Raw genomic sequence first — 16,883 nt, forward strand, 5'->3', positions numbered from 1 at the left:
GTACAGACGTGCCATGGCACGTCTCTACAACAAGCAACAATCAACAACCAACCACTAACCACTAACAAATGACAATTGACAATTGACAAATGACCACTATTAGGCTTGTCTTCTAAAAATTACCATTTCAGTACCCACAACAGGGTTACGTGCAACAAGCCTGTTTTGTGAGTCGCTAATTTCTAGGTGGGTAAAGTCTAGTTCTTGAGAACGTTGGAGAATTTCAGCTGCGAGTTTATTCTGTTCGGATTCGCTGAGGGTATACCAATCATCGCTAATTTTGATATCTAAATTGCTAGTGAGAAAGTTAGCTTGGATCGATTTTATGAGTCCAGAGGCAAAGCGATCGCTAACTTCTGCTACTTGATTTTCAATCGTTGCAATTAAAATTTGTTCTGGTGTTAATACTACCGTTGCTGGTTGATTGGTGATTGTTGTTGGTTGATTGTCAATTGTGGGTGTGGGTGTTGGTGTTGGAGTTACTTCTGTTTCTGGTTCGGGTGGTGGGGTGGTTTCTTCTGGTATTGGTGTGGGTTCTTCTTCCTCTACAGGTGGTGGTGTTTCTGCTACAGTTGGTTCTTCAGTTGGAGATGGAGAGGTGAGGGGAGTAGGAGGAGTAGGAGGAGTAGTGGCAATTTCGGTGGGTTTGCCTGTGAAAACGGTGGAAGTAGCCCAAAATAAGATCACAGCAAAAATAGCGATCGCTCCTGTCAAAGCTGTATCTGACAACTTTGCTGATAAATTTGCTGGTAAGTAAGAGCGGATTTTGGCTAAAAGTCTACTCCACCAGTTGAGAGATACATCAGTTGCAGGTGATTCTGTCTCTAGCTTTTCTACTGTCGTTTCTAAAAGTGCGATCGCGCCTTTGAGAATTTGGATAGTTTTAGTCTTCCAAAAAGACTGTCGCCTCTGGTTATTTGTCTGACGAGATGTATTATCCTGCGGTTGTGACGAAGAAGGTGGTTGTGAATTCTGATTGTCCTGTGACATGGAACTTTCACCTAGAGCAGCTAATCAAGGATTTATATTGTGGCTGCTACCTCCCCAGCCTTAATGTATCATTTCAATGCTTGGGTTAAACTGACTTAATTAATGATTTTTGCCAAACATGAAACTAAAACGTCGTCAATTTTTATTTTTAAGTGGACTCGGTGCGATCGGTGTAGGATTTTTAGCTAGTATTAGTCGTGGGATTATTGGTCAAAATAACGAGCAAATCTCAAAGGTAATAGCCGCTAATCCATCTACCAAAAAAGATTTGTTATTACGCTTTGTTTCTGTCGCAGATACAGGCACAGGTGCAAGAGGCCAATATGCTGTAGCTAGAGCGATGGCTAATTATCACAGCAAAAATCCTTATAATTTGGTTATCTTAGCAGGAGATAATATCTATACCAATGGTGAAATTGAGAAAATCAACGCAGTCTTTGAGCGTCCCTATGCTCCATTACTAAAGCAAGATGTAAAATTTCAAGTTGCTTTAGGAAATCACGATATTCGCACTGCCAATGGCGACTTGCAAGTCAAATATGCAGGCTTTAATATGCAAGGACGCTACTACACATTTCGCCGGGATAAAATACAGTTTTTCGCACTAGATACTAATAGTAATGCTGACTGGATTAACCAGCTAAATTGGTTAGAAAAAGAATTAAGCCGCAGTAATGCTACCTGGAAAATTGTTTTTGGTCATCATCCCATATATGCATCAGGTGTCTATGGTAGCAACCCAGATTTTATTCAAATTTTCACTCCTTTGTTTCAAAAATATGGTGTGCAACTTTATATCAATGGACATGAACACCATTATGAACGTACCCGTATCATCAATGGTACAACTTATTTAATTTGTGGGGGTGGTGCAGGTACTCGTCCTGTGGGCAAAAATGAATGGACGGAGTATTCTGTGGAAAGATTAAGTTTTGCAGCCTATGAAGTGTTTGCGGATCGCATAGAAATTAGTGGTATAGATACAGCCAACCACGTTTTTGATCAAGGTATTATTTCATTGAATTCTGCTTGATTTTATACCAGAGATGAGCGAAGAAAGGCAGAAGATTTAAGAAAGATTTATACCAAGTAATTTAGTCTAGCTTTGTCTAGTTATGATAGCTTTGAAAATAATTAATATTATTCCAGAAAGCAACAAAGAAATCTTAGCAATTCACCAATTAATTACAGAAGCTTTTGGGCAAGTCAAGGTAGCTGAACTTGTAGAGATTATTCGTAAATCGGAGAATTTTATACCTGAACTCTCACTAGTAGCAGTAGAAAAAGAAGAAGTATTAGGACACATTCTTTTTAGTCAGATTATCATTGCAACACCCAACCAAAATATTCCAGCACTGGCACTAGCACCTCTGGCAGTAAAATCATCACATCAGCGCCAAGGTATTGGTAGCAGACTGGTGCAGGTGGGTTTATCAAAATGTCGCGAATTAGATCATGCCATTGTTATTGTTGTTGGCAATCCACATTACTATCAACGCTTTGGTTTCAAAACAGTAGGAAAATTTGGCTTGCAATCATCATTATCTTTTCCTGATGAAGTTTTTATGGCATTAGAGTTGCAACCTGCTGCTTTGAAAAATATAACTGGTACTGTGCTATATCCCGCGTATTTTCAAAATCTTTAATTAGTAAAGAGAAATCTAAGTTCAAAACTCAAAAAAGAACCTATTTTCTTTACATTTTTAATTCACTAGCCCCAAGTCCTCATCTTTAGCTGTTGTGTGGTGGAGCGTATGCAGCTGATAATAGCTAAAACTTGACTTTTACAGACTTGGACGCCAAAAAACACACTGCTTTTGTTGTTCGGAAAGATTCACTTTTGCTGCTAGTGATAGTAAGTCTTCCCAAGGCAGGGATGACTTGCAATAGAATGGATATGTAGGTTGTCTACTTGTATAGTCAAAAAAGATTGTGAATCTATCTTGATCTACAGGAATTTTCCCTCTGTGAAAAACTTTGGAAGTAGCTGCAAAAACTACTGTACCAGCCAATCCTGTACATGATTTCCATAAAGATGGAGATAAAACATTTTGCAATCTTTTTTCTTGAATGTAACCATGTTTATATCTTAAAGAACGAGCTACAGTCGAAGTTAAAGATTGTGGGATGTATTGAAAAGGACCACAATTATCATCTACATCATTTAAATACACAATTATCTTAAGAATTTTTGTGTCTTCTACGTCTATATGCCACAGCCTAGATTTTCGCTCAACAGAGTTGGCAAGGTCTCTGCGAAAATATGCTCCATGATAGGCAACAGGTAGACCAATATAATTTTCAACTATATTAAGCAAACGTTTTTCCAGTCCCCACATAAATATTTCTGGATACTGCATCATTTGTTCAGAACTAGCATGAACAACATATTCATGTTCTTCTGCACACACACTCTTTGCTACTTCTGGCATCAATTTTTGTGCAGCCAAAAACATTTTCTCTGTCTGTGGAATAGATAAAGATTCTAGTGAAGTTACTACTACTCCTTCACGTTTTATAGACTCAACTAACTTAAAATCAGCTACTGAAAGCACAGGTAAATTTGCTGAGTGCTGCTTAACAGCAGCTTCGTAATTCCGCTCAGCTTGATTTTGCAGGAACGAAATTTGATACAAATTCTTTAAAACGTGATTTCGTAGCTTTTTAACAAAAGTACTCATATTTCCAGTGATTTATTTTCTATGAGACAGTGAGCATAACATAATGTTTTTTGTGAAGGTTGTTAAAATGCAAAGCCTAAGCGCTTTTTTAGTTGAAAACCTAATTTATTGGCTGGTGTTTATTTTTTCATTCTACTTAGTTCTGATGTATTGTAAGTAGTATTAAGTGTACTTGTCTAATCAATCATAATGGGTTTCATAAAAAAATTATCGTTGCTTTACAAAAATGAACTAAGTAATTACTGTATCATGTAAAAATGACCACTGATATATCTGAAATTATTATTGTGAACTGAATTTTTAGAAAAAATTTATATTCATCAATCAAAATCAGAGTGTATAGCTAGTATCAAGCTGACTACTGCCACAGGCATATATTTTCCCTGAAAAAATAAAATTACCGAAAAGGAAAATGAAGCTTTGAAAGTATCTGACTAAGTCATCTGATTTTAGATTTTGGATTGCTAAGGTACAGATAGTGAAAGTGAGTCGCCACATAGAGTGCAGTTATACAGATCAATCTGGGGAATTTTACCATTAAGGAGTAATTGCTCAAAAATTAAGACCATTAAATTTCTTAGAAAGAGAAAATTATTACAACAGATGGTGTAACTTCAGATTGAGTCTGGAGTCTGGTATATCCTACAGAAAGAGTAGTATAAATTCCTGATATTCCCTAAAACTTTGTTTTTAGCAGTGATACGGCAAAAAATGCGGCTAACAATCATTGTCATTATGCTATTAGTACTGACTGCATGTACTACTAGCGTACTTGCACCACCTAGTCAGTTAGTGGAAAAAGCGATCGCACTTCAGTTGGAGAAAACCCAACAACAACTCAACCAACAGTTGGATCTTGATTTTCAGGGGTTTAAAATTAATCACCTGTCAATTACCCAAGAAAAACCCTTGACGATCCAGAATCTGATTACATACCAGGTTCGTGGAACCTACGATCTCACCTTCAAGCTACCGAAACGGAAATTAACACAAGCAAACAAACCGTTTGAAGTGTATCTGCAACTGCAAAAAGAGGGTAAAACGTGGCGGTTACTGCTTCCTGAACAGAGTCGTAAAGATACTGAACCGGTTTGGCACAGTTATCTGATTCAGTAGTGTTTTGGTAAAGCATCGGAATAATATATTTTTAACGCAAAGGAACGCAGAGTTGAGATATGTTTTGGAATAAAAGTTTTTCTTTAATTTTCTGGGGTAGAGGGAGGTACGCACAGATAAACTAGTACCTCTGGGATTTAGTGCGATCGCTTTACGACATTGGGAAAAAATAGATAAAGTTGGTGTGTTTTAAAAGTTAGCAACAGTCATTGGTCATTGGTCATTTGTCCTTTGTAATGACGAATGACCAATGACAAAATTACGCAGGTTGTTGCTCTTTTTGACGGTAAAGATAATCGCAGTATACTGCCCAAGCAGCGCCAAATAAACCTGTTAAAGAACCTGCGATCGCTGCTGCAATACCCCAACCTGCTGGCCCAAGCCAGTCTGTAATTTCACACAATATTGCTGTGGTTGCTTTGGAAACAATATAAGCTGTTCCTACTGCTGCTACTGTTACTAAACCTATCTCTACCAACATTTCTATCACTTGTTTGCTAGATAAATCTTCTTCAAAATAGATTTTCCAGATCGAAGTGTACATGGCAATATCAGAGGCAGTTAAAACAACCTGCTTCGGAACTTCTACGCCAGGAGTCGGCGCAGCTGAAATACCACCACCACCAATGGCGCAAGCAGCGATCGCGATCGCTACATCTAATCTTTTTTTGCCCAGATTACTCACCGCATGATCTCCTGTAACTTTTGTAGAGGCAATTTTCGCTGACGAGGACTGCAAAATATCAACCCCGTACTATCTTTACCTGGCTATTTCCTTTCTAAATGACCCAGAAAATTTTGTCTAGTTTCTATGGTAGATAAAAACAAGATTGTTATATAGCAATCCTATTTGAGTTGTAAACAATCACATCGCCTAGCTCCCCGAACTTTATAAAAAGTCGGGGAGCTTTTTGTTCATAAATGATTTAAGAATGCTATATAACTTCGTTGGCTTACTTATATTCAAAGTTGTGAGTTCTTTATCTCCAATTCCTAATCTCAAATAAAAATTGTTTTGCTCACCCTAACAGGTGATGGCAATTAAATGTTGTTACCGATATCTTAAAAGTACCAGGAGTTCTATAACTCTGGAGACTAATATTATGAAAAAGATAGTTATGACAAGTCTAGTGGCTTTAATGACCGCTACTAGTTTTCTCCTCAACGATCAACCAGCTCAAGCTCATCGACGCTACCGCTATCATGATTTCTATCCTTTTTATCCATTGAACTATTGTTATCCGATTACCCATTGGCTTGTTGATGAAGATCCGGCCTATCATCCCCAAGCTTACGCTGATGGGTATCGCCAAGGACGTGAGAATGCTAAAAAAGGCAAAGCATACAAGCCACGCACCGCTGGTGGTGAATTTGCCCGTGGTTTTGATGATGGTTATTACGGAAGGAAGTTTGCTGGGCAAAAAAATATAGTTCCGAACGTATATAAACCATACACCACAACTGATTGTGGTTGGTTTTGATTTTGGTATTAATAGTTCCTTAACTACCAGAAACAACAGCTTCTTTCGGCTCTTGTTTCTGAATATTGCTCCTTCTCCAAGGTTTGAGAACCGAAATAACAATGATGGCTAAAATGCTGACAGTTTGAATGATTGCACCTACAATTATTGCTTTTTGGTCAAAGACATAAAGTGGATTTTGCAACGCTTGTAATCTCTGTGCTTGAGATATAGCAGTCATAGCATTTGTCCAAGGACCTAATCACAAAGTTCCAAAAGTAATCAATGTTACAGTTGCTACCCACTTTACTATTACCCAGTAGTGTTTGAAAAATCCCCAAACTGTCAGCCAGCACAGCAGTCCACCCGTTAATAAAGCTAGGTTAGCAGCAGGGATAATTACAAAATCATCTAATAGTTTCAAAATTGAGTTGATTGCATACAACTCGTCACCATTAGTAGTGTTACGGTTACTCAAAGCGATCGCAATCATACATAAAGCTGTTCCAAACCAAATTCCTCCAAAGGCAACATGGAACGACAGCAACCAGTTTTTTTGCTTGACGCGATTTTAGATTTTGGCGAAGTCCTAAAGCTTCGTAAAGTCCATCCTAAACTAGTTGGTTGTTCATACACTCGCTTCAGTGTGTTGACATCTCTCGCAGAAATTGGTGGGGGATTGCGAACTTGGGAAAAGTATAAAGAATCACTCTGTGACTGGCTATGTCCCCATATTCCTAAAGCATGGCCTAGTTCATGGCGAACAGCAGCTAAAAGATATTGTCCTGTTTGGTTGGGACTGAGCAGGATAGTGAAGCGATGGTATAAAATATTTTTATTATTGTAAAATTCGTAAGTAGTTTGAGCGGAACGCGCCCGGGGAATATTGCTATTAGGCAACTTTTGCAGTGGTGGGTTCTTCCGTATAACAGTAATGTCAGCTACTTTTTGGTTTTCGACTACCTGTAAAGGTAAATAAGCATTCCACTCGTGTACAGCCTGTAAGACATGATTAACCCATGCTTGGGCTTGCTTAGGATCTATTGTTGGCGGTGTTTCTATATAAACCTTAACTGGAAACTGTGACCAAACTAAATAACCTACTGGTGTTGGTGCAACTTGAGAAAAGTAGTCACCGCTATTAGTTGTATCTTGCCACCGCATCAGTGTGGACGGTAGGGGATGGGGTTGGGGGAGAGGTAGGGAGGTGGGGGGAGATGAGGGGGGAATGGCAAACGACTGCACGTTAGTTAAGATAACGAGCAGTCCCGTGATTACAGCTAATCCAATGAATGCTAGTAAACGTCGCCAAACTAAACTTGTTAGTTGATGGTTGTTGGTTGGTAGTTGGTGGTGAGTCCAGCCCCCCAAAAAGGCGGTTCCCGTCACGTAGACGCGTAGACGCGAAGCGGCTTCCGCAGGTAGCGGCTTAAGGTAAGGGTAGGGGGACTGGCGAACCCGTAGACACGTAGTGGCTTCCCGTAAGGGTAGGGTTGGTGGTTGATGGTTGGGAAGCAATGAATCGTTTGTCTTCCTTGTCTCCCTTGTCCTCTTTGTCTTCTTCACCACTTCTCACACTTCCCCCACTCCTCACACTTCTATTTAGGGAGCCAACCGGCGCTCAAAACCACAGATAAACCAAGAAAAATGACTGTCAAAGCCCAAGTCACTTGGTTTAATGTTTTTTCTGCACTTTTGGTGCTGCTAAATAATTGAGCTTGTCCACCAATGGCTCCGATACCATCACCTTTGGGGCTATGTAATAACACTAGGACTATCAAGGCAATTGCAGAAAAAACCCAGATACCTTGTACAACGTTAGAAACGGTCATAGTAGAAAATGTTTATGAATTATGAATTATGAATTGTGAATTATGAATTGTATAAAATTCTCATTCATAATTCACTATTATGAACTCTTTACAGCCCCACTTGCACGGGTGCGCGAGAAAGTTGCACATCGTACTCTGTTGGTTGCAAAAGCGATCGCCCAGTCATTTCTGGTGGTTGAGGTAGCTGTAAAATCTGCAAAATCGTAGGAGCGATGTCAGCTAGTTTGCCATCGTTACGCAAGGTAACATTGCCGCCATGACCAGGGATTTTCGCCTGTTCTCCTTCCACGATAATCAGAGGGACTGGGTTAGTAGTGTGAGCCGTCCAGGGGTTGCCATTCTCATCTATCATGTGTTCGGCGTTGCCATGGTCAGCTGTAATAATTGCTGTACCTCCAGCTTTACTTATACTGGTCAGCAGGCGACCTAAACACTGATCTACTGCTTCAATTGCTTCTACTGTTGCTGGGATCTGACCAGTGTGTCCCACCATGTCTGGGTTAGCATAGTTAATTACAACTAAGGAATAAATACCCTTTTCAATAGCTGCTGCTGCTACATCTGTAACTGCTTGGGCCGACATCGTCGGCGCTTTGTCGTAGGTAGCAACCATAGGACTATTAACTAGTTGCCTGTCTTCTCCTGGGAAGGGTTCTTCTAGTCCTCCATTGAAGAAGTAGGTAACGTGGGCGTATTTTTCAGTTTCGGCGGTACGAAACTGTTTGAGATGATGCTGAGAAATGACTTCTCCGAGAATATTACTTAAATTTTGCGGTTCAAAGGCAACCTTTACTGGCAATTCTGGGTCGTACTGTGTAAAGGTGACAAAGGACAGTGGCGTGATCAGCTTTCTTTCAAAACCATTAAATTCTGGACTCACGAAAGCTTGGGTGAGTTGTCTGGCGCGATCGGGACGGAAGTTGAAAAATATGACCCCATCTCCTGGTTCTATGGCTCCAGGCGCTATTCTGACTGGAACTATAAACTCGTCTGTTACACCCTCTGCATAGGATGCTTGCAGAACTTCTACGGCAGAATGACCATTGCCAGAACTATCTTTTGTCATCACATCGTAGGCACGTTGAACCCGATCCCAACGGCGATCGCGATCCATTGCATAGTAGCGACCACTAAGGGTGACTATGCGTCCGACTCCGATCCGGTCAATGTAGTCCTGGATCAGTGCGATGGAGTTAATGCCGTCTGTGGGGGTGGTATCGCGGCCATCAGTGATTGCATGGATGCAAATGTTTGATATTTCCTGACTTTTTGCTAAGTCAAGTAGTCCAAACAGATGGCTAATGTGCGAGTGTACACCACCCTCAGAACAAAGCCCGATCATGTGCAATTTACCATTGCGACTTCGGACTTCTTGACAAATGCTGACAAGTGCTGAATTTTTGAGGATGGAACCATCTTCTACTGTATCAGAAATGCGTACCAACTCTTGGGGTACAACCCTGCCAGCGCCAATGTTCAAGTGACCAACTTCAGAGTTACCCATTTGACCCTCTGGCAACCCTACCGCTTTTCCTGATGTGCGGATAAGGGTATGCGGATATGCTGCCCATAAGCTATCCATTACCGGAGTCTTAGCAGCGGCAATAGCATTTCCTTTTGTCTCCTCGCAGTAGCCCCATCCGTCTAAAATGACTAGCACCACGGGAGCAACAGGTGCTTTGGTCATAATAAAATTGCCCTTTACTTTTTGTAATACCCGAATGATACCACTGCTAACCGCAGCTGCAAGTAGATTTGTGCTTATTAACTTCTTATATGAGAGTTTTTCTATTTTTTAGATATTTCTTAAACTTTGTGGTAGTGAGGGGTTGGGGATCGGGGATCGGGGAAGGGGGAATAGCTTGAAGAATGTGTAATTAATTTTGTAATGCTACTTAATAATGCTTCGTTGTTGGGCATTGGGCATTGGAAAAATCATCAGTATCTTAATTACCCTTACGGGTTCGCGCTTACGCTCATGGGGGACTCACCGGCCCCCACGACCGACAGGGAGTGGGGATTGGGGGAGAACCCCCCTTGGGGCGCGCTGGCTCACCAATTACCCATTACCAATTACCAGGACAGCCCCGCTATCAAAATATGGGCGAATCCCCAAAATTTATTCGCGGGTGTCCCCTCAATGAGATGATTGTGAAAAATTGTTGCCAAGATGCGGATATCCGCCAAAATGCTTAGATGAAGGCAAAAATAGCAAACTTGGTTGTTCCCTCATTACTGCTCAAAATTTAATATATGCAGGATAATTTCAAGCAAAAAAGTTTACTGCGCCAGCTTACAAGCTATATCCGTCAAAAGCTAGAATTGCAGGTGATTTTGACAGCAACAGTGGCAGAGTTACGGTCGTTTTTGGAAATTGATAGAGTAAAAATTTACAAGTTTAATCCAGATGGAAGCGGTCAAGTTATTGCTGAATCTGTAGATCATAATCGGTTGCCGTCGGTGTTGGGGCTACATTTTCCTGGGGATGAAATTCCGCCCCAATACCGTGATTTGTATCTCAAGGTACGGGTGCGTTCGATTGTGAATGTTGATACTAAGCAAATTGGTCAAAGCCCCCTGTATGATTCGGAAACAGGAGAAATGATCTCTGAGGAGTTCCGCTACCGCCCTGTTGATCCGTGCCATTTGGAATACCTAACGGCGATGGGGGTTAAATCTTCTCTCGTATTACCTATTCTGCATGATGATCAACTCTGGGGGTTGCTGGCGTCTCACCATGCAGAACCTCGTTCGATTGCAGAATCGGAAGTGGAAGTGGTGCAGATGGTTGTTGATCAGTTGTCAGTAGCGATCGCTCAAAGTGCCCTTCTTTCCCAAGTGCCGCAAACAGCTTCACAGGAAGCTACCATCAAGCACATTGTCACCCTACTACATTCACTATCTACTGTTGAATTTCAGTCAGCTTTGGCACAAACCGTTACCGCATTCGGTGGTTCTGGTGGCAGGCTGTGCATGAGAAATGAAGGATTTAATCTCCAAGACGGCAATGCCAAGAGCTTTTTAGACTGTTTGGAAACCTCCAGCAATCACCTCAAGGTTTATGCCTACGGCAAACAACCTGTGATGCCAGAACTGGCAAAATATCAATTGATGGAGCAGTATAGCATCTGGCAGGAACATTATAAGTTTGGGAATTATGATGTTTGGGCAATTTCCGACATTTATCAAATACATGAGTTCCGTTTTTTACAAGTGGCTTTCACTTCATCCAAAGTTCGTAGCATCTTGATGATTCCACTTGTGTATCGTCAGCAATTGCTGGGATACTTAAGTATTTTTCGAGACGAAACTCAGACAGAACCTTTGTGGGCAGGAGAGTGTGACTCCGACGAGCGGTTGCTTTACCCCCGTCAATCGTTTAATGCTTGGCGAGAGTCCACAAAAGCACAAACTCGTGAGTGGACAACCGAGGAAATTGAACTAGCAACGGAGGTGGGTAAACAATTTGCCTTCGCGATTCACGAACATGAGCTAAACCAACATGTACATAAGCAAATTGGTAATTTGCAACGTATAAAACAACAACAGGAGGTACTAATCAGACTTGTTACTAAGATGCGGCGATCCATGCAATTCCCAACGCCCGATTTTGATAACTCTATCGAGTCAAGTCCATCACTTTTTGAAGAATAAAGGCTTGGTATGTAGCCTGAACTGAGGTGCGATCGCAGCCATAAATTGTAGTGGTATTTACTTCTTCTTGGCAGCAGCCTTGGCAGCTTTAGCAGCTTTTTTGGCAGCTTTTTCAGCAGCGATCGCTGCTAATCTCGCTTGTTCTTTTTCTTCAGCTATTTTCTCAAGGTAGTAATGGTAGTCACCTAAGTAAACTCGGAATTCACCATCGCGAATTTCTACAATTTTATTAGCTACCTGAGAAATAAAATAGCGGTCGTGAGAAACAATTATCGCTGTGCCATCGTAGTTTTGTAGTGCTTCTTCCAGCATTTCTTTGGCGGGAATATCTAAGTGGTTTGTTGGCTCATCTAATATTAATAAATTCGCTGGACACAACAACATTTTTGCTAATGCTAAACGCGCTTTTTCACCACCACTTAAAGCCGCAACTTTTTTGAAGACTGTATCACCACTAAATAAAAAGCGTCCTAATAAGGTGCGAACGTCTTCGTTTTTCCAATCAGGTACTTCGTCATGAATGGTTTCCATGACTGTTTTTTCTAAGTCTAAAGCTTCTGCTTGGTTTTGTTCAAAATATCCTGGGATCACATGATGTTCGCCTAGTTTGACAACACCTTCTGTGGGTTGTTCCATACCCATAATTAGGCGCAGTAATGTTGATTTACCAGCGCCATTGGGAGCAACAAAGGCGATGCGATCGCCTCTCTCAATCAGGAGATTTGCCCCTAAAAATAGAATTTTGTCATCGTAGATGTGAGTTAAGTTTTTAATTTCTACAACTTCTCTGCCACTTCGGGGTGCAGGGGGGAAACGAAATTGTAGTGTTTTCACTCCTACTGTAGGGGCTTCGATACGCTCGATTTTTTCTAGTTGTTTTTCACGGCTTTTGGCTTGGGTGCTACGGGTGGCGCTAGCACGGAATTTATCAACAAAAGCTTGTTGTTTTTCTAATTCTTTTTGCTGACGTTCGTAGGCACTCAGTTGTGCTGTTTGGTTTTCAGATTTTTGTTGTAAATATGCTGAATAGTTACCAAGATAAGTAGTAGAAACACCTCGTTCTGTTTCGACTATTTGAGTGCAGAGACGATCTAAAAACTCCCGGTCATGGGAAACTATGACCATTGGTGTATTCAAGCCTTTGAGGTAATTTTCTAACCACTCAATTGTTTCTAAATCTAGGTGGTTTGTTGGCTCGTCTAACAGTAATAAATCAGGTTCTTGCAGGAGGATTTTAGCCAAACTGATCCGCATTTGCCAACCACCACTGAAGGCACTAACGAGGCGATCGCCGTCTTCTGGTTCAAAACCGATTTCTGGTAATATCTTGCCAATGCGTGCTTCTAAGCCGTAACCATCTAGGGCTTCAAATTGCCGTTGCAGCTTATCCAACTTATTAATTAGTTTATCCAGTTCTTCTGGAGAGGCGGTTTCCATCTGCTTTTGCACCTGCACCAAAGATAACTGTACCTGGTTTGCTTCCTTAAAGACTGTCCACAATTCTTCTTTGATAGTGCGACTAGGATCTACATCAAATTCTTGATTGAGATAAGATATGTGTAAACTGGCAGGACGAATAACTTCGCCAGAGGTTGGCTCTATTTTACCCGTGATGATTTTGAGTTGGGTAGATTTACCAGCGCCGTTAACCCCAACTAAACCAACGCGATCGCCTGTTTTAACTTCCCAATTAATATCCTTGAGAACTTCGCCAGTCGGATAAATTTTACTAATATGTTCTAGTCGCAGCATTGAGTGTCTCCAAGGTAAGCAACAAGCAGGGAAGGCTAACTCACATCGAGTCCAATCTTAACAAAATTTAACTACAAATTTGATGTGAATAATTCCTTGAAGACAAAGAAAAAGATTTTAGTGAGTGATGCACTGATAGTTGCTGCATCAATTTTTAAATATCGTCTTGTTCAGAAGACTGCTGTTGTGTTAATTGTCTAACTTCCTCTTCTGTGGATAAATACTAATAAAAGGCCGTACAGACGGGCTATTGAATATACTTTAATTGTTTAGCGTGTTGGGGATTATCTTCCAAAAATTGGGGCGTTGGTGTTACGTCTGTGAAATACAATTGACCCTACATTACAAAGCAAACAGGTAATAGCTAGCCACAACAAAACATAAGTGGGAATCATGACTACGCCGATCATAAACCAAGTGTAAACGTGCAGTATCATCACAACAGCAAATATACAGGCTACTATTGCTGATTGCCAAACTTGATATGACGGGCGACGGAGTGCAGCAAAAACCATCGTCAACAGCGTTGCAAGTAAGTTTGCTGGCACGAGAAATGCACAAATGCTAACGCAGTTGGTGCGGGAAAACTCCACTAAGCTGTTGAAATCGAGCATTAATCTTTAAGGTAATGTCAATTTAGTATAAAACAATTAATCAGGCAATTAAATAACGAAATATAAACATGAGCAGTACTGAATTTAATATTATGAAAAATTTACATATTAGTTAATAGTTAGTGGTTGGTGGTTGATGGTTGGTTGTTGGTGGTTAGTAGTTAATGACTACTACTCCCCATCACCCCATCTCCCCACTGCCCCTAATCCCCACTCCCTGTCGGTCGTGGGGTCCGGTGAGTTCCCCATTGCCCCCCAACCCCACAAAGTGGGGACCCCTAGCCCCCCACCTCCCCATCACCCCATCACCCCATCACCCCATCCTCCCCTCCTAGCTTCCCGCACCTAATCTCTGCATTAATTTTGCTACGGAGTGAATTAATTGATTTGGTTCAACTGGCTTGGAAACATAGATCTGAAAACCTGCATCAAGGGCTTGTTGACAATCTTGTGGTCTAGCATAAGCTGTTAATGCGATCGCAGGTAAATCTCTTCCTTGTTCTGGCTGTAAGTTTCGTATTTTACGTATTAATGTGTATCCATCTTCTTCAGGCATACTGATATCACTAATCAACACATCCGGTAAGGATTTTGCAATCATTAAAAGTGCCGATTGTACCGAATCAACTGCTGTTACCTCTGCTCCCGATTCTTGCAGCACGGTGGTTACATATTCTCGTGTATCAGTATCGTCATCCACGACTAACACCTGCAAACCACTCAAGGATGATTCTATAACAGAACTGGGGGAAGCTGTTTTCGTTATCTGTTCTGTTTGTTTTAATTTCCATCTTTGGAGAACAGGCGCTTTCGGGAAATTTCCCTCTGCTTTGGTAGCAACAGCACATTCTTGGTTTTTTGATTCCTGATCTTGGGATACTTGCTGTGTTGCCAACAATGGCAACTTTACACTAAATGTTGCTCCCTGTCCGACTCCTGAACTATCAGCATGAACACTACCACCATGCATTTCCACTAAATAACGTACGATCGCTAATCCTAATCCTAAACCGCCGTGGTTTCTAGTTATACTCCCGTCTGCTTGACGGAAACGATCAAAAACGTAGGGGAGAAATTCTGGACTAATGCCAACACCTGTGTCAGTGATGGTAATTTGGGCATAGTGGTTTTTGTGATGGGGTCGTAGAGTAGTGGAGTGGTGGGGAGAGGTTGATTCCACTTTCTCCCCATCTCCGGTTCTCCCCATCTCCCAATCGTTTACTACTTCTAGGCGTACTTCTACCCTACCGTCAGAGGGGGTAAATTTAATGGCATTGTTAAGCAAGTTCCATAGAACTTGTTGTAGGCGATTAGGATCACCAGAGACGATTACGGAAGACGCGGTGACTGGAAGAGGCGGGGACGCGGAGAGTATTTCATCTGTATTCCTCGTGTCCCCGTGTCCCTGCATCCCTGCGTCCTCTTTATTTTCCGTGTCGTCGTATCGTTGCGTCGCCGTGTTCTCTGTTTCGTTGAGTTCAACTACGTATTCAAGTTGAATTTTTTTTGCTTCTGCTTCTAGACGTATGCTATTTACAACTGTTGCAGTTAAGTTAACTAAGTTAACTGGACAAATATTAAGAGTAAGCTTGCCTCGCATAATGCGCGAGACATCTAGGATATCTTCTATAAGCTGAGCTTGTAAACCAGCATTGCGTTCAATTGTTTCTATAGCACGGTCGATCGCTTCTTCATTTAATTTTCGCTGTCGCAGCAGTCTTGCCCAACCCAGTATAGATGTTAAGGGTGTGCGGAGTTCATGGGAGAGGGTGGCTAAAAATTCATCTTTGAGGCGATTTGCTGTTTCTGCTTCTTGGCGTGCTGTTTGTTCGCGAATAAGTTTGATATGTTCTTCTTCAGCTTTTTTGCGTTCTGTGATGTCTTCTGATGTACCTGTAAAACCGATGACATTGCCTTCTTCGGAAAGCATTGGTGATGAGGACATATAAACCCAGCGCTCAATTCCTGCTGGAGTGATGATGCGAAACTCTCCTTTGTATCCCCTACCTTCAGTAGCAGCAGCATACCAATTTGCAACTACTGATTGTTGATCTTCATGATGAATTGTTGTGATCCAGCCTTCGTCTAAACTTTGCTCTGGTGTTAAACCAAAAATAGCATGGTAGCGGGGGTTAGCATAAGTACATTTACCACTAGGATCAGTTAAAAAAATGCCTACGGGTGAACAAGCACTCAAAGAACGAAACATTTCTTCGCGTTTTTTAAGTTCAGCATTCATTGCTGCTAACTGTGCGGCTTGTCGCTTCACTTCGGCACTTTTTTGGAATAAATCAATAAATGCTGCTACTTTGGACTTCAATATTTCCGGTTCTATGGGCTTAAAGAGATAGTCTACTGCACCCAAAGAATATCCTCTAAAGACCATGTTGTCACTGGTGTTGAATGCCGTTACAAAAATTATTGGTGTATGCCGCGATCGCTCTCGTTGTCTAATCAAGGCTGCTGTCTCGAACCCGTCCAGATCTGGCATTTGTACATCCAGCAAAATCACGGCAAAATCCTGATTCAATAGATTTCGCAAGGCTTCTGCGCCTGATGTAGCCCTTACCAAGTTTTGACCAAGGCTGTCTAAAATTGCCTCTAGGGCTAGCAAATTCTCTGGATGGTCATCTACCAACAGAACATTAACTTTAGGCTCAAATGACATTTCAAATATACACTTTTAGAAATAGAACAAGCCGTTTTTACGTCTTCCTATTGACTGTGACGCTAAAGCTAGCTGAATTCACACTATCTTAAGTTATAACTTTAGCTGGCTTGAAA

At 41.4% G+C, this 16,883-nt stretch carries 17 protein-coding genes; 6 read left to right on the plus strand and 11 right to left on the minus strand.

Annotated elements, in window-relative coordinates; translation table 11 throughout:
- Positions 1-99: 99 nt before the first annotated feature.
- Positions 100-990: a hypothetical protein gene (locus tag UYI_RS0100240; protein WP_016864681.1), complete on the minus strand. Its 891-nt coding sequence runs from the start codon at positions 988-990 to the stop codon at positions 100-102.
- A 118-nt stretch (positions 991-1,108) separates the two neighbouring features.
- Here UYI_RS0100240 and UYI_RS0100245 point away from each other — a divergent pair, with 118 nt between their 5' ends.
- Both UYI_RS0100245 and UYI_RS0100250 read left to right on the plus strand, forming a co-directional pair.
- Positions 1,109-2,023, plus strand: a complete 915-nt coding sequence (locus UYI_RS0100245) for a metallophosphoesterase family protein (RefSeq protein ID WP_016864682.1) — start codon at positions 1,109-1,111, stop codon at positions 2,021-2,023.
- Positions 2,024-2,105: 82 nt separating this feature from the next.
- A complete protein-coding gene (locus UYI_RS0100250; protein ID WP_016864683.1) occupies positions 2,106-2,636 on the plus strand; it encodes a GNAT family N-acetyltransferase in 531 nt (176 codons plus the stop codon).
- 138 nt (positions 2,637-2,774) lie between these two features.
- On the opposite strand, the gene UYI_RS0100255 is transcribed toward UYI_RS0100250, so the two are convergent.
- Complete coding sequence (locus tag UYI_RS0100255) at positions 2,775-3,671, minus strand: phytanoyl-CoA dioxygenase family protein (RefSeq protein WP_016864684.1); 897 nt, start codon at positions 3,669-3,671, stop codon at positions 2,775-2,777.
- A 711-nt stretch (positions 3,672-4,382) separates the two neighbouring features.
- Between UYI_RS0100255 and UYI_RS0100260 the strand changes: the two genes are divergently transcribed.
- A complete protein-coding gene (locus tag UYI_RS0100260) occupies positions 4,383-4,787 on the plus strand; it encodes a hypothetical protein (RefSeq protein WP_016864685.1) in 405 nt (134 codons plus the stop codon).
- A gap of 259 nt (positions 4,788-5,046) precedes the next feature.
- On the opposite strand, the gene UYI_RS0100265 is transcribed toward UYI_RS0100260, so the two are convergent.
- Complete coding sequence (locus UYI_RS0100265) at positions 5,047-5,472, minus strand: hypothetical protein (protein WP_016864686.1); 426 nt, start codon at positions 5,470-5,472, stop codon at positions 5,047-5,049.
- Positions 5,473-5,890: 418 nt separating this feature from the next.
- Between UYI_RS0100265 and UYI_RS0100270 the strand changes: the two genes are divergently transcribed.
- Complete coding sequence (locus tag UYI_RS0100270; RefSeq protein ID WP_016864687.1) at positions 5,891-6,268, plus strand: hypothetical protein; 378 nt, start codon at positions 5,891-5,893, stop codon at positions 6,266-6,268.
- Between the two features lie 19 nt (positions 6,269-6,287).
- Here UYI_RS0100270 and UYI_RS38520 read toward each other — a convergent pair whose 3' ends face one another.
- The 5 genes from UYI_RS38520 to gpmI all read right to left on the minus strand — a co-directional run bounded on the left by UYI_RS38520 (position 6,288) and on the right by gpmI (position 9,766).
- On the minus strand, positions 6,288-6,488 hold the full coding sequence (locus UYI_RS38520) for a hypothetical protein (RefSeq protein WP_016864688.1): 201 nt from the start codon (positions 6,486-6,488) through the stop codon (positions 6,288-6,290).
- Positions 6,489-6,509: 21 nt separating this feature from the next.
- Positions 6,510-6,740, minus strand: a complete 231-nt coding sequence (locus tag UYI_RS38525; RefSeq protein WP_016864689.1) for a hypothetical protein — start codon at positions 6,738-6,740, stop codon at positions 6,510-6,512.
- The gene (locus UYI_RS31630) at positions 6,737-7,618 is read right to left on the minus strand and encodes a peptidase (protein ID WP_199332191.1); all 882 of its coding nucleotides are present in this window, start codon (positions 7,616-7,618) and stop codon (positions 6,737-6,739) included. The genes UYI_RS38525 and UYI_RS31630 overlap by 4 nt, the downstream gene beginning before the upstream one ends.
- 227 nt (positions 7,619-7,845) lie before the next feature.
- Entirely contained in the window at positions 7,846-8,079 is a 234-nt protein-coding gene (gene secG / locus UYI_RS0100285; protein ID WP_016864691.1) for a preprotein translocase subunit SecG, read from the minus strand.
- An 88-nt stretch (positions 8,080-8,167) separates the two neighbouring features.
- Positions 8,168-9,766: a 2,3-bisphosphoglycerate-independent phosphoglycerate mutase gene (gene gpmI / locus UYI_RS0100290; RefSeq protein ID WP_016864692.1), complete on the minus strand. Its 1,599-nt coding sequence runs from the start codon at positions 9,764-9,766 to the stop codon at positions 8,168-8,170.
- A 566-nt stretch (positions 9,767-10,332) separates the two neighbouring features.
- Between gpmI and UYI_RS0100300 the strand changes: the two genes are divergently transcribed.
- Positions 10,333-11,733, plus strand: a complete 1,401-nt coding sequence (locus UYI_RS0100300; RefSeq protein ID WP_016864694.1) for a GAF domain-containing protein — start codon at positions 10,333-10,335, stop codon at positions 11,731-11,733.
- 57 nt (positions 11,734-11,790) lie between these two features.
- On the opposite strand, the gene UYI_RS0100305 is transcribed toward UYI_RS0100300, so the two are convergent.
- Complete coding sequence (locus UYI_RS0100305) at positions 11,791-13,485, minus strand: ABC-F family ATP-binding cassette domain-containing protein (protein WP_016864695.1); 1,695 nt, start codon at positions 13,483-13,485, stop codon at positions 11,791-11,793.
- A 284-nt stretch (positions 13,486-13,769) separates the two neighbouring features.
- On the minus strand, positions 13,770-14,099 hold the full coding sequence (locus UYI_RS31635) for a hypothetical protein (RefSeq protein ID WP_035137879.1): 330 nt from the start codon (positions 14,097-14,099) through the stop codon (positions 13,770-13,772).
- Between the two features lie 136 nt (positions 14,100-14,235).
- On the opposite strand from UYI_RS31635, the gene UYI_RS36300 reads away from it, so the two are divergent.
- Positions 14,236-14,448: a hypothetical protein gene (locus UYI_RS36300; RefSeq protein WP_071588797.1), complete on the plus strand. Its 213-nt coding sequence runs from the start codon at positions 14,236-14,238 to the stop codon at positions 14,446-14,448.
- Here the strand turns inward: UYI_RS36300 and UYI_RS0100315 are convergent.
- On the minus strand, positions 14,431-16,767 hold the full coding sequence (locus tag UYI_RS0100315; protein WP_016864698.1) for a hybrid sensor histidine kinase/response regulator: 2,337 nt from the start codon (positions 16,765-16,767) through the stop codon (positions 14,431-14,433). The two genes, UYI_RS36300 and UYI_RS0100315, sit on opposite strands and share 18 nt — an antisense overlap.
- Positions 16,768-16,883 lie beyond the last annotated feature (116 nt).

It is taken from the genome of Fischerella muscicola PCC 7414 (assembly GCF_000317205.1).
In the GTDB taxonomy this organism is placed as follows: domain Bacteria; phylum Cyanobacteriota; class Cyanobacteriia; order Cyanobacteriales; family Nostocaceae; genus Fischerella; species Fischerella muscicola.